Below are 13,172 nucleotides of genomic sequence, written 5' to 3' on the forward strand. Positions count from 1 at the left end.
TATTATTGCCTAACCCAGAAGGAGCCTTGATGGAGCATTCGACACCTCTTATCACGACCATTGTTGGCGGTTTTGTACTCGCCTATCTGCTTGGCATGCTTGCCCAACGCCTGAAAATCTCACCTCTGGTGGGATACCTTGCGGCAGGTGTACTTGCTGGGCCTTTTACCCCAGGTTTTGTTGCCGATACTTCGCTGGCACCCGAACTTTCAGAAATTGGCGTGATCTTACTGATGTTTGGTGTCGGTCTGCATTTTTCCCTTAAAGATTTGTTAGCTGTCAAATCAATTGCCATTCCAGGCGCCATCGCTCAAATTGCAGTCGCAACCTTATTGGGTATGGGATTATCAACACTGCTTGGCTGGGGGCTGTTTAGCGGGATCGTCTTTGGTCTCTGTCTGTCCACCGCAAGCACAGTCGTTCTGCTCAGAGCGCTAGAAGAGCGGCAACTCATTGATAGCCAGCGGGGGCAAATTGCTATTGGCTGGTTGATCGTTGAAGACCTGGCTATGGTACTGGCTCTGGTATTACTACCCGCAGCCGCAGGTATACTGGATAGCCAGAATGCCAATATCGGTCAATTGCTGTTAGAACTTGCTATGACCATTGGCAAAGTTGTGGCCTTCATTTTATTGATGGTTTTTGTCGGTCGCCGTCTGATTCCCTGGATTTTGGCAAAAACAGCCAGCACAGGTTCGCGCGAGTTATTTACTCTGGCGGTACTCGCCATTGCCTTAGGTGTCGCTTACGGAGCCGTGAAACTGTTTGATGCCTCATTTGCTCTGGGTGCATTTTTCGCTGGTATGGTACTGAATGAGTCAGAACTGAGCCATCGGGCAGCACAGGATACCTTACCGCTAAGAGATGCTTTCGCCGTTCTGTTCTTTGTCTCTGTCGGAATGTTGTTTGATCCAATGGTATTGTTCCAGCAGCCACTTGCTATTCTGGGAACCCTTGTCATTATTATTATTGGCAAATCATTGGCAGCTATGCTTCTGGTCAAAATGTTTGGTCATTCACGACGTACAGCCCTGACGATTTCCGTCAGTCTCGCTCAAATCGGGGAATTTGCCTTTATTCTGGCAGGGCTTGGCGTCACTTTAGGATTACTGGATGGAGAAGCACGTAACCTTGTGCTGGCCGGTGCCATTGTCTCAATTATGTTGAATCCGATTCTATTCAGTTTGCTGGATCGTTATCTGGAAAAAACAGAAACTATTGAAGAACAATTATTAGAAGAAACGCTGGAAGAAGAAACTCAGATCCCAGTTGATATCTGTGGCCATGCCATTATCGTGGGCTATGGCCGAGTCGGCCGTCTTCTCTGCCAGCGGTTGCAAGAAAGAAATTTCCCGTTGGTTGTCCTTGAAGATACACGTGCCCGATTTGAGGAGTTAGGGGAAATGGGCATCAGTGCAGTGATGGGCAATGCTGCCAGCAAAGATATCATGGCTCTGGCACGACTCGATTGCGCCTGCACGTTATTTCTGACTATCCCCAATGGCTACGAAGCAGGTGAAATAGTTGCGAATGCCAGAGAGATCCGGCCAGATATCAATATTATCGCGCGTGCTCACTATGATGATGAAGTGACCTATATTATGGAACGTGGTACTAACCACATCATTATTGGTGAACATGAAATAGCAAGAGCGATGGCTGATGCACTCCCGACGTCTGAGCCAATTTGTCCGATAGAGCCACCAGCGTCATTTTCGACAGCAAGTTAGTTATCGATATGGAGTATCCCGCTAAAATCAGGGGGATACTCCAGAATAAACCATAGCAACGTTGTTGCATCGTTAACGTAGTATTAGCGTTCCCAGTAAGATTCTTCCAAACTATCTTCTTTCTCTGGCAACCCACGCATCAGGCGAGGTGAGTGCTGGCTCAATACCTGATAACTCACTCTATTCGCGTATTTACATACCTGAGCCAATGACGAGTACGTCAAATAAGAGCGCTTATGTTTACTGGAGTTGGGAACATTCATTCGGTGGTAACTATTAGCTGTAATATCATGTAACAATGCAGACAATGCACCATCGCCAGCCCCATTAGTATTCATGATTTTTTCAGGCCCCCCCATATAAGGCTCAATATGGGAGTAGACCCGCATTGGGTTCTGGCAATCGGCTTTGCATAGCACCCGACTGAATTCATAGAGATTAAATTCAGCGATCGCGCCCGGTAATAATGGATGTGAAGTCTGGCGTTTATGTTCTTCTTCGGTATAACCTGCCATATACAGTCCCGCCGGCCCTGCGGTACACAACACCAAATCCACCCAATTCAAGGCCATATCTGCTGCCAGCAGAGGATCACTAAAGCCCGTCAGCTCTTGGGCTTCATCTTCATTCATGGCGACTACCGAAATATTTTCCGCCAAAAAATCGCGCCACCACTGCGGATCATCAGCGATGACGTATTTTGTTCCCAATGTCAGTACAACAGGCACATTATGCTTTTTCGCATACCCGATGGCTTTCATCGTTGCTTCCGGCATCGGTTCACCCGATTTGCAACGCACCAGATAGGCGGTAATCACCAGTGCTGATGCTTCCGCAATAATATGTTCAGGGATATTTTCCGGACGGAGTTGGTTCATTAATCCCGGGCTGATAGCGAATGTCCTTTCACCGTTTTCAGTCACCAAGGTAAAACAGCGGCCAATTGGGCCATCAACTCCCTGAAGATGATTCAAATCCATGCGGCTGGATGTATTGCAGAGATAACAATATGCATAACTCCCTACCTGGATGCTATTACACATAGTGCCAAGCAATACGGACTTATCGTCAGCCAAAACAGAATAATTATGCAGAGTATTACCGATGGTTCCACCCGCAAATTCGTGACTAATCAAATTATTGTCTGTCAGTTCTTTATATAGTGCCTCGGCGACATCATCTTCAATGACGAGTGAATGCCCCTGGCTCAGGTTATAACGCTGGATAAAACTCTCATCAACCTTAGCTTCAATGTCTACCAGTGTTTGATCGATACCAACGATATAGGCTCGGTTATTTTCAGTATCTATCATTTCTTTGATGGGCTGGAGTAGAGGATCTCTCAGGCTGACAGGAAAATAGTGTTTAGATTTACGCTTACCAGGGAATTTCATAATTGATTGATGCTATAGAACCAAAATATGCGGCATGTTAACACAATACCGTAGCAAAACAAAAAACGTAGCGCCATAACGAACAACAGCCAATGCTATTGCAGCATTGGCTGTCAAACGTTAACGAGCAAAGCGCTGACGATAAAAAGTTTAAGCTTCTTGTTTCTGGCGGCCGCGCGCCATATGGCGAACCAGAACAAACATAACAGATAAAATAAAGCCAATAAAACCAGCACCAATCAGAATCAGCAGACGCTTAGGTGAATCTTTCGCTGTAGGTTCATAAGGTTGCTGCATATACCTGAATGGCTCGAAATCAATCTTATTAATATTCACTGCTTTTAAATTTTCTATATATAAAAGTCTGTTACGAAGATCTGCATCTATCTGGGTCGGATCGGTAATCTCTTCAGTAATCTGCAATTTACGTTGCAGTGCATCCGCACCCAGCGCAATCGAATAATCCGGGTCATCCTTGATCATAGCGCCGCCATTGGAAACAGGTTTTTTAACACCGGCAGAGTTAGCAATGGAGATCGCATACTTCAAGCGTTCGATATCAACACCACGCATATTTCTGATGCGAGCCAGATCAATTTCATACGACTTTTGTGAAAAGACCAGTTTCTGATGCACCATATCATTCAATTCATCTTTCACCTGATCACGAACAACGGAAGAGACAAAATTGATATACCCAGTCAACAAGTTGTAAGAATCTTCCGCAGTACCCGCACTGAAAGAGAGTATGCTTTCGTCATCTTCTTCATTATCTTTTTTAGGTAAAGAAATGGAGATGTTTTTATTTACAACCTGCTCAATAAGCTTTCGTTTGCCCTGTATCGCACCATCGTCCATCTTAGCAAGCAACGCCTTGAAGTAATCAGTGCTGACCAAATAATCTTCACGCAATACACGCGAGTTATAGTTTTCGACAAAACGCTGATATAACGATGCTTCTGTCACTTTCGGATCAAGACTCAAAACTTGCAAATCCGTGAGTGCATTTTTCAATGGCTGAAATTGTTCCAATGTCGGCTTCACTACGGCTGCTGTACTTGTCCATTTCTGTGGTAAAAATGACGCAATACTGAAGCCAATCACCGCAAAAACCACGGATATTGCGATAATTAAATATTTTGATTGGAAAATTACGGAAAATAATTCAAATAAATCAATCTCATCTTCCTGTTTAGGGTGATAATAGTTTGAATTTTCTTCATAAAAATCAGGGTGTTTAATCGGTTTATTACTCATTATCTCTATGCCCAATCCAAATAATTTTGCTTTTCATTAAGACTCAAGTTGTTTTTCTTACTCATAGTATTCATTGATTTTAAAGCAATACCCTTAAAAATCACACGATCACCAAAACACGTGCTGATAAATATACCACCAAAATACCCATAGCTACCAATACTCGCCAGTCAAAATGTAAAATAACATCTCATAACAGACAATAATCCTTATTTCATGGCGTTATTTACCAATTGTTCAAGCAATGAAATGTGTGCCTCATTATCATTAAGTGCAGAAATATATTCAAACTTTTTACCCCCGGCATGCCGGAAAATCGCTTGATTTTGCTGTTGGATTTCTTCCAGTGTTTCCAAACAGTCTGATGAAAATCCCGGACACAGTACCTGAACATGTTCCACACCTTGTTCTGGCAATAATGCCATTGTCTTATCCGTATAGGGCGTTAACCACGGCAAACGACCAAAACGAGATTGAAAAGTCATCATAATTTTATCTGCAGGATAATCCAATGCCTGTATCAAAAGCTCCGTAGTTGCCCTGCAATCCTGCGGATAAATATCACCTATCGTTGCCAACCGTTCTGGAATACCGTGGTAGGAAAGAAGCAAACGATCAGGCAAACCATGTTTTTCAAAACTCTTCTCGATTGTTTCTTTTAAGGCAGCAATATAAGCAGGATGTGTAGCATAGCTACGGATGAAATACAAATGGGGTATGGTACGATATCCCTTCAATATTTTGCTGATGCTATCAAATACCGCAGCCGATGTCGTACTGGAATACTGAGGATAAAGAGGAAGCACAATCAGGTGGTCAATACCTTGTTGCAGAAGATTACCGACAGCTTGGGGCAAGGAAGGAAAACCGTAACTCATTCCCAAAACGACGGGGATATCCGTCAATCTTTCATTTAGCAATTTCTGCTGGCGCTGACTATAAACCAGCAAAGGTGATCCCTCGTCTGTCCAAATTTCTTGGTACAGCTTAGCAACACGAGAAGAACGGAAAGGAAGAATAATGCCGTACAACAGCGGTTTCCAGATAAACGAAGGGATATCCACAACTCTTCGGTCACTCAGAAATTTCGCCAGATAACGCCTTATTGCTACAGGTGTTGGCTCATCCGGCGTCCCAAGATTCACCAGTAAGACACCATACTTATTGCTACTCATCCCTCAGTACTCCACTAAAATAACTAATAACCTAGTATAAACATGAGTTATAGTCACATCTAACATTTCATGGAGTGACATTCAAAAAAATCAGGCGGTTATTAACACCGCCTGCTCTAGCTGTTCAAGATTTAATAATTCAAGAACATACCAAGTCATTAGCCCAGAATGCCGACCAATTCTTCGCTGACTTCAGCTACCTGACGTGTACCATCAAGTTTGGAGTACTTTGTGTTCCCTGCCTGAGCTTCGTTCTGATAGTAAGAAACCAAAGGTGCAGTCTGTGCGTGGTATTCAACCAGACGTTTACGTACTGTATCTTCCTGATCATCTTTACGAATACTCAGTTCTTCACCAGTCACATCATCCCGGTTTTCTACTTTGGGCTGATTAAATTTGATGTGATAAACACGACCCGATGGCGCGTGTACACGACGGCCAATAATGCGTTCAACAATGATTGCATCAGGAACAGCGAATTCCAGAACATAATCAACCTTGATACCCGCTTCTTTCATCGCATCAGCCTGAGGAATGGTACGTGGGAACCCATCCAACAAGAATCCACTACGGCAGTCATCTTGTTTGATACGCTCTTTGACCAAAGCAATGACCAGTTCATCAGTCACCAGCTTACCGTTGTCCATCAGTTCTTTTGCTTTCAAACCCAACTCGCTGCCTGCTTTTACTGCGGCACGCAACATATCACCTGTCGAAATCTGAGGGATCCCATATTTCTCCATGATAAATTGCGCCTGAGTCCCCTTACCGGCGCCTGGCGCGCCCAGCAAAATAATACGCATCGCGTAAATCCCCTTGCTATTTGCTTTTCGTATTTTAAATAAAACGAGCCACCATACCATTTGAATAGGGTATGGCTCAAGAAAACAGGTAAACGTTTTCGTATTGACCTAAAAATAAACCACGCCCAATTTTACGTTGAAGCGTGGTCTATTATCATGATTTCAATGAGTTTAAGCTTTTTCAGCCAATAATAATTGATTCATCCGGCGAATGAATTGGTTTGGATCATCTAATGTGCCGCGTTCAGCAAACAATGCCTGATCCAGTAACAGTTCTATCCAATCCGCAAACTGAGCTTCATCAGGAATATCAGCCGCTTTTTTCACTAGATTGTGTTCTGGATTCAGTTCAAAGTTATAGCTCACTTCTGGTGCAGACTGTCCTGCTGCCGCAAATAGTTTCGCCATTTGGGTGCTCATTTCATTGGCATTCGTTGTCACTATCGCGGGTGTATCAGTCAGTCTGTGGGTCAGCTTAACTTCTTTCACACGGTCACCAAGCAGCGTTTTCACACGCTCAATAAACGGCTCCAGTTTTTTATCTTCTTCTTCCTGCTCGGCTTTGTTTTCATCAGCCAGTTTGTCAAGAGATTCATCCGTCTTGCTGACAGACTGGAATGACTTGCCATCAAACTCGGTCAGGTAGCTCATCATCCATTCATCGATACGGTCAGACAGCAACAGAACTTCAATGCCTTTCTTGCGGAACAGCTCCAGATGTGGGCTATTTTTTGCTGCGGCGTAGCTGTCGGCAGTAATGTAGTAAATCTTCTCCTGACCTTCAGTCATGCGGCTGAGGTAATCTTCCAGAGAAACAGTTTGTGCCGAGCCATCATGATGAGTGGTTGCGAATCGCAGTAATTTAGCAATAGCTTCTTTGTTTGAACCGTCTTCAGCAGGCCCTTCTTTCAGTACCAAGCCAAACTGCTGCCAGAAGGTCTGGTATTTTTCCGCATCGTCTTTTGCTAATTTATCCAGCATCTGCAATACACGTTTGGTCAACGCATTACGCAAATTGCGGGTGATAGTACTGTCTTGCAGAATTTCACGGGAAACGTTCAGCGGCAAGTCATTGGAATCGATCAGACCACGCATAAAACGCAGATAATTTGGCATGAACTGTTCGGCATCATCCATGATGAATACGCGTTGTACATACAATTTCAGCCCATGTTTATGTTCACGGTTCCACATATCCCACGGTGCCTGAGCAGGGATATACAACAAGCTGGTGTATTCCTGTTTACCTTCAACGCGATTGTGGCTCCAGCTCAGAGGATCAGTGAAATCATGGGAAATGTGTTTATAAAACTCTTGGTATTCTTCATCACTGATTTCGGCTTTACCACGTGTCCACAGCGCTTGAGCTTTATTGATTTTTTCCCATGTGACGGTATCGTCTTCTTCGTTTTTGGTTTCAATTTCAACTGGCAACGCAATGTGATCAGAATATTTACCGATGATAGAACGCAGACGCCAGTCGTTAAGAAATTCATCTTCCCCTTCACGCAGATGCAAAGTGATTTCTGTACCACGCTCAGTTTTTTCAAGATCAGCAATGGTGTAATCACCTTCACCTGTTGATTCCCAGAAAACACCTTGATCGGCCGCAGTGCCTGCCGCACGGGTACGCACAGTCACTTTATCCGCCACGATAAAGGCAGAGTAAAAACCAACGCCGAATTGCCCAATCAACTGGCTGTCTTTTACCTGATCAGAACCAACAGATTCAAGGAATGATTTAGTACCGGATTTTGCAATCGTTCCCAGATTATCAATAACTTCATCACGGGACATGCCGATACCATTATCACTGATAGTGATGGTTTTATGCTCGTTATCAAAAGCAAGACGAACACGTAACTCACCATCATTTTCATACAATTCAGGTTTTGACAATGCACGGAAGCGTAATTTATCCGCAGCATCTGATGCATTTGAAATCAACTCACGGAGAAAAATTTCTTTATTGGAATAGAGAGAATGGATCATCAACTGCAATAGTTGTTTGACTTCAGACTGAAATCCACGGGTTTCCTGACCTTTCATGCTCATTTATTACCTCAATCTAAATCCAGTTCAGATATGTAAAATCGGACGATGGTAATCAGATGGGGATAACTCCCAACAATTTCAAGTTAGGGCAATCAGAAGAATATAAAATTGGTTTGATGAATGTACAAATCAGCTATGGATGGTGGCGTTATCCGCAACACCATCCATTGGAATTTCCCATTTGAAATTGGGTAATCGATCACAAATCAGTGATTCTTTGACGACCCGCAAGTGAATGGGACAACGTTGTACCATCCACCATTTCAAGTTCCCCCCCCACGGGAACACCATGAGCAATACGACTGGCTATCACACCATATTGCGAACACATTTCCGCGATATAGTTTGCCGTTGCCTCTCCTTCAACAGTCGGGTTGGTGGCCAGAATAATTTCTGACAGGGTTTCGGAAGACAGACGTTCTTCCAAACGATCCAAACCAATATCCATTGGCCCGATACCATCCAGCGGCGATAAGCGCCCCATCAGGACAAAATAACGACCGGCAAACTGGCCGGTCTGTTCAATGGCGTGAATATCCGCAGGCGTTTCCACCACACAGATCTGACCATTCTGCTGACGACGGGGATTACCACAAATCGTGCATTGTTCCTGTTCAGTAAATGTCCGGCAGTCCTGACAGTGACCAATTTCAGACATTGCACGAGTCAATGCCTGAGCAAGCCTCATGCCACCACTGCGATCCCGTTGCAACAAATGAAATGCCATTCGCTGGGCTGATTTGGGACCTACACCGGGTAAACAGCGTAATGACTCCATCAGGGATTCAAGAAGAGGACTGGTTTGCATCAGAATGGCATCTTAAAGCCAGGCGGTAATTGCATGCCGTTAGAAACGCCGGACATTTTTTCTTTCTGGGTTTCTTCAATTCGACGGGCTGCATCATTGAATGCAGCGGCAATCAGGTCTTCCAGCATATCTTTGTCATCGTCCATCAAGCTTGGATCGATTTCAACACGACGACAGTTGTGTGCACCATTAATAGTCACTTTCACCAGACCCGCACCAGATTCACCTGTCACTTCCAAATTTGCAATTTCTTCCTGCACTTTCTGCATTTTTTCTTGCATCTGCTGGGCCTGTTTCATCAGATTGCCCAAACCACCTTTACCAAACATAATTATCTCTCTTCGCTATAGCCACAGTTTAAATACACACCGTAGCAGTTAAACAGGCCGGATACTTTCTTCATCCAATTCTGCATCAAACAGCTGCTGAAGTGTTTGAATCGTTCTATCCGAAATAATGGATTGGCGTGCTTGTGCCAATTTTTCTTCATAAATGGCTTGCCGCCACTCCAACGGAGTTTTTACCGCAGGATTATCATCTTCAATAATACGGAGTTCAATAGGTTTTCCATGCAATTCACTTAAGGCTTCGGACAACATTTGCTGTGCCGATGCTGAATTAAGGTGACGTTGTTTGGAACGCAGATGAAGACAAAACCGACTTTCATCAATCTGTTCTTTAAACGCATTCAATGCAACTTGCTGAACCAGTTTTGGAATATTCAGTTTATCAATTTCCGCTGACCATGAATCTCTCTGTTTCGATTCAACCGCCAACTTTTCCGCCAGTTCTGGTGTCTTTTCGTGCTCAAGTGCTGCTTTTATCGCTTTTGGTGTCGTGACACAAACCGGCTTTTCCTCAATACTCGTATTCGTTGTCCGCCAGCGGTAAGCTTCTTGCTTTATGGGCTTTGGCTCCTGGGCTTTGGGAATATAAGATTGTGACCGCTGTTCGGCCACGGCTGCTAATCGTTCCAGCGCCGAGCTTGCCGACTTCGCCTTCACAGGCTCTGCCGGCTCAGACTTTTTTGGGGGCGTATTCCCTTGTCGAGTAAGCGAATGCCTCGCTTGCAGCAATTTTGCCGTTGGACTGCTGATTACAGGTTCTGTACTCATCGATTGCGGAGAACTGTGTTCAGAACCATTCTCAGAGCGTTCACCAGCCACATGGTTTTGTACAGGTGAAACCGGATGGCGTTGTGCAGATGCAGATACCTGCGGTACTACCGGGATTTCTCCACCTGACGCTGGCGTTTCTTCAATGATAGTTTTGGGGTGGAACGCCAAAGCGCGTAATAATGCCATTTCAACACCCATTCGGCGCTCTGGGGCATAAGGGAGATCTTTGCGTCCGACCAGCAATGCCTGATAAAAAAGTTGTAGATCGGCAGGAGAAATTGATCTTGCCAGCAACCGCAAACGCCCTTCCATTGAAGAGGGATCATTATCAGGTTGCTGAGGCAACAACTGGAGCATGGCAATGCGATGCAGTAATGACAAAATGTCAACCAACAGATGTTCCCAATCCACGCCACGGGATGCGATTTGCTCAACCAGCGCCATAAGCTGTTGCCCATCAGCCCGAACCAGCCATTCAATCATTTCCAAAGGCTGATCATTATCCAGCGTGCCTAACATCTGGCTAACGATATCGGCGGTCAGTTTACCTCCACCGAGGGCAATCGCCTGATCGGTCAGGCTCAGAGCATCACGCATACTACCATCCGCAGCACGGGCCAGAAGATGGCGCGCACGGGAGTCGCTCTCTATTTGCTCTGCATTAAGGACATGTTCCAACTGACCACTGATTTGATCAACATTCAATGCTTTCAGATGGAATTGTAGACAACGTGAAAGGATCGTCACGGGCAGTTTTTGTGGATCTGTTGTCGCCAGCAAGAATTTCACATGTTCAGGCGGTTCTTCCAATGTCTTGAGTAACGCATTGAAACTATGGCGCGAAAGCATGTGAACTTCGTCAATGAGATAAACTTTGAAACGGCCACGGGCAGGTGCATACTGCACGTTGTCCAGTAATTCACGGGTATCTTCTACTTTTGTTCGAGAGGCGGCATCGATTTCGATCAGATCGACAAAACGCCCCTGCTCAATTTCAAGACAGTTCGCACATTGACCACATGGGGTCTTCGTGATTCCCGTTTCACAGTTCAGCCCCTTTGCCAACAGACGTGCGATGGTGGTTTTTCCCACACCACGGGTGCCAGAAAAAAGATAGGCATGATGGAGGCGCTGGTGCTCAAGACCATTCGCCAGTGCAGTCAGCACATGTTGCTGACCAATCACATCAGAAAATATTTGTGGGCGCCACTTACGGGCGAGTACCTGATAGCTCATGAATACCGAGGAAATTGAACATGACTGAGTATCATGCTAGCACAGCCTCACCATGAACGGCGAGGCTGATGTATCAATTATGCAAAAATGGGAGTAATCAGTGACCAGGGAACTCTATGAGCGTGTAGCTCTCGATACCCTGTTTTTTCAAACGCTCGGTACCGCCTAAATCAGGCAGGCCAATGATGAATGCCGCTTCAGAAACTTCTCCACCCAGACGTCGAATCAAACTTACGGTCGCCTCAATGGTACCGCCTGTTGCAAGAAGATCATCAACCACCAGAACTTTATCCCCTTCTTTGATACTGTTTTTATGGATTTCCAAGGTATCAGTACCATATTCCAGATCGTAAGTTTCACTTAACGTCGCACGAGGTAATTTGCCTTTCTTGCGAACGGGAATAAAACCAACTCCCAGACGTAGTGCAACAGGGGCGCCAAACAAGAAACCACGAGCTTCTGTACCAACGATTTTGGTAATGCCTTTCTCTTGATAATGTATTACCAGTAGATCAATCGTAGCTTGGTAGGCAACGGGATTATCCAGCAGCGTGGTGATGTCACGAAAAAGTACCCCGACTTTTGGGTAATCAGGGATCGTTTCGATACTATCTTTAATAAATTGTAGTTTTTGCGCATTAGCGGTCATAATCGATGCCAGCCAGTTATAAAAAACGAAAACGCTAAAATCTATTCAAACTATGGGAAAAAAGCAACCGCAAAGCAAATTGCAGCCTGTTTTTGTTGATTTTGGTCAAGCTTGGCACCTATCACATCAAGCATTATTGTTACAAAATAGTTAAGCATGATGAAGTAGGTTTTAACGAAGATATTATTAACGATAACGGAATGCTGATGAGTATACAAAATTTATTAGTCGCACTTGAAAAACAGATCAGTATGCTGGAAACAGAGCTTGAATCACTCCCCAAAACACCTTTTTCAATCGCCCGTTTTGATCAAGCATTATTCCACCAACACAGCAATAAACTAGGTGGATATCTTAATGAAATTAAAAAAAATATGTCACAATTAAAGACCTGTGTGAAAGATAATCGTACCGAGCAGGTCAGATTTCTTTCTGAACGTTTAGTGACGCAAATTGAAGCACTGAAACGCGAAATATCAACACAGTCACTGAGAAAGCAAGAGGATAAATTTGAACGTCAGTCGCAAGAACGGGATTTTTACCATCGTCTGGCTGAACATCAGGATTATGAGCGCCGTTTAATGGCAATGATTAATGATCGGGAATTACAGTTAAATAAACAAGTTATACCGACAAACCAATATAAACTACAAAAAGAAATCGCAGCGCTGGCAGGAAGGCTCGCTCGCTGTCGCCAAGCATTGATGCGTATCGAAAAAGCGATAGAAAAGCAAGAAAATTCAGATTAGTCACTAAGGAGCATAACCGATTATGGATCTCGAACAAGCACCACCTGAAGTGCAACTCGCGGTAGATCTGATTTATTTACTCGAATGCAATGAAATTTCTCCCGATATCGCACTAGCTGCGTTAAAGATCGTCAAAGACGATTTTCAAGAAAAACTGAAAAAACAAGCTCAGCAGCCTGAGGAATGAACAGAGTTAAT

At 44.4% G+C, this 13,172-nt stretch carries 12 protein-coding genes; 3 read left to right on the top strand and 9 right to left on the bottom strand.

Going from position 1 to position 13,172, the window contains the following annotated elements:
• Window positions 1–29 precede the first annotated feature (29 nt).
• Complete coding sequence (ybaL, locus tag XBJ1_RS06885) at window positions 30–1,730, top strand: YbaL family putative K(+) efflux transporter (RefSeq protein WP_012988104.1); 1,701 nt, start codon at window positions 30–32, stop codon at window positions 1,728–1,730.
• Window positions 1,731–1,813: 83 nt separating this feature from the next.
• Here ybaL and XBJ1_RS06890 read toward each other — a convergent pair whose 3' ends face one another.
• The 9 genes from XBJ1_RS06890 to apt form a co-directional block, all read right to left on the bottom strand.
• The gene (locus tag XBJ1_RS06890; protein ID WP_012988105.1) at window positions 1,814–3,124 is read right to left on the bottom strand and encodes an inosine/guanosine kinase; all 1,311 of its coding nucleotides are present in this window, start codon (window positions 3,122–3,124) and stop codon (window positions 1,814–1,816) included.
• 150 nt (window positions 3,125–3,274) lie between these two features.
• Window positions 3,275–4,381, bottom strand: a complete 1,107-nt coding sequence (gene wzz(fepE), locus XBJ1_RS06895; RefSeq protein WP_012988106.1) for an LPS O-antigen length regulator Wzz(fepE) — start codon at window positions 4,379–4,381, stop codon at window positions 3,275–3,277.
• Between the two features lie 209 nt (window positions 4,382–4,590).
• Window positions 4,591–5,556: a ferrochelatase gene (hemH, locus tag XBJ1_RS06900; RefSeq protein ID WP_012988107.1), complete on the bottom strand. Its 966-nt coding sequence runs from the start codon at window positions 5,554–5,556 to the stop codon at window positions 4,591–4,593.
• A gap of 158 nt (window positions 5,557–5,714) precedes the next feature.
• Window positions 5,715–6,359, bottom strand: coding sequence for an adenylate kinase (gene adk / locus XBJ1_RS06905; RefSeq protein ID WP_012988108.1), 645 nt, complete (start codon window positions 6,357–6,359; stop codon window positions 5,715–5,717).
• Between the two features lie 171 nt (window positions 6,360–6,530).
• Window positions 6,531–8,408: a molecular chaperone HtpG gene (htpG, locus tag XBJ1_RS06910; RefSeq protein WP_012988109.1), complete on the bottom strand. Its 1,878-nt coding sequence runs from the start codon at window positions 8,406–8,408 to the stop codon at window positions 6,531–6,533.
• Window positions 8,409–8,613: 205 nt separating this feature from the next.
• A complete protein-coding gene (gene recR / locus XBJ1_RS06915; RefSeq protein WP_012988112.1) occupies window positions 8,614–9,222 on the bottom strand; it encodes a recombination mediator RecR in 609 nt (202 codons plus the stop codon).
• Window positions 9,222–9,551, bottom strand: coding sequence for a YbaB/EbfC family nucleoid-associated protein (locus XBJ1_RS06920; RefSeq protein WP_012988113.1), 330 nt, complete (start codon window positions 9,549–9,551; stop codon window positions 9,222–9,224). Before XBJ1_RS06920 ends, recR begins: the two co-directional genes overlap by 1 nt.
• Window positions 9,552–9,599: 48 nt before the next feature.
• Complete coding sequence (gene dnaX / locus XBJ1_RS06925; RefSeq protein ID WP_012988114.1) at window positions 9,600–11,576, bottom strand: DNA polymerase III subunit gamma/tau; 1,977 nt, start codon at window positions 11,574–11,576, stop codon at window positions 9,600–9,602.
• A gap of 97 nt (window positions 11,577–11,673) precedes the next feature.
• Window positions 11,674–12,225, bottom strand: a complete 552-nt coding sequence (gene apt, locus XBJ1_RS06930) for an adenine phosphoribosyltransferase (RefSeq protein WP_012988115.1) — start codon at window positions 12,223–12,225, stop codon at window positions 11,674–11,676.
• Window positions 12,226–12,431: 206 nt separating this feature from the next.
• Here apt and priC point away from each other — a divergent pair, with 206 nt between their 5' ends.
• Together priC and rsmS are read left to right on the top strand one after the other, a co-directional pair.
• Window positions 12,432–12,974: a primosomal replication protein PriC gene (gene priC / locus XBJ1_RS06935; protein WP_012988116.1), complete on the top strand. Its 543-nt coding sequence runs from the start codon at window positions 12,432–12,434 to the stop codon at window positions 12,972–12,974.
• Window positions 12,975–12,996: 22 nt separating this feature from the next.
• A complete protein-coding gene (rsmS, locus tag XBJ1_RS19630; protein ID WP_012988117.1) occupies window positions 12,997–13,161 on the top strand; it encodes a pleiotropic regulatory protein RsmS in 165 nt (54 codons plus the stop codon).
• Window positions 13,162–13,172 lie beyond the last annotated feature (11 nt).

The sequence above is a fragment of the Xenorhabdus bovienii SS-2004 genome (genome assembly GCF_000027225.1).
Classification (GTDB): Bacteria; Pseudomonadota; Gammaproteobacteria; order Enterobacterales; family Enterobacteriaceae; genus Xenorhabdus; species Xenorhabdus bovienii_C.

Bases quoted from the DNA above. Each gene is read 5' to 3' on its own strand.
- htpG (WP_012988109.1), bottom strand. From the start codon at position 8,408: ATGAAAGGTCAGGAAACCCGTGGATTTCAGTCTGAAGTCAAACAACTA.
- priC (WP_012988116.1), top strand. From the start codon at position 12,432: ATGAGTATACAAAATTTATTAGTCGCACTTGAAAAACAGATCAGTATG.
- hemH (WP_012988107.1), bottom strand. From the start codon at position 5,556: ATGAGTAGCAATAAGTATGGTGTCTTACTGGTGAATCTTGGGACGCCG.
- ybaL (WP_012988104.1), top strand. From the start codon at position 30: ATGGAGCATTCGACACCTCTTATCACGACCATTGTTGGCGGTTTTGTA.
- rsmS (WP_012988117.1), top strand. From the start codon at position 12,997: ATGGATCTCGAACAAGCACCACCTGAAGTGCAACTCGCGGTAGATCTG.
- apt (WP_012988115.1), bottom strand. From the start codon at position 12,225: ATGACCGCTAATGCGCAAAAACTACAATTTATTAAAGATAGTATCGAA.
- XBJ1_RS06890 (WP_012988105.1), bottom strand. From the start codon at position 3,124: ATGAAATTCCCTGGTAAGCGTAAATCTAAACACTATTTTCCTGTCAGC.
- recR (WP_012988112.1), bottom strand. From the start codon at position 9,222: ATGCAAACCAGTCCTCTTCTTGAATCCCTGATGGAGTCATTACGCTGT.
- dnaX (WP_012988114.1), bottom strand. From the start codon at position 11,576: ATGAGCTATCAGGTACTCGCCCGTAAGTGGCGCCCACAAATATTTTCT.
- adk (WP_012988108.1), bottom strand. From the start codon at position 6,359: ATGCGTATTATTTTGCTGGGCGCGCCAGGCGCCGGTAAGGGGACTCAG.
- XBJ1_RS06920 (WP_012988113.1), bottom strand. From the start codon at position 9,551: ATGTTTGGTAAAGGTGGTTTGGGCAATCTGATGAAACAGGCCCAGCAG.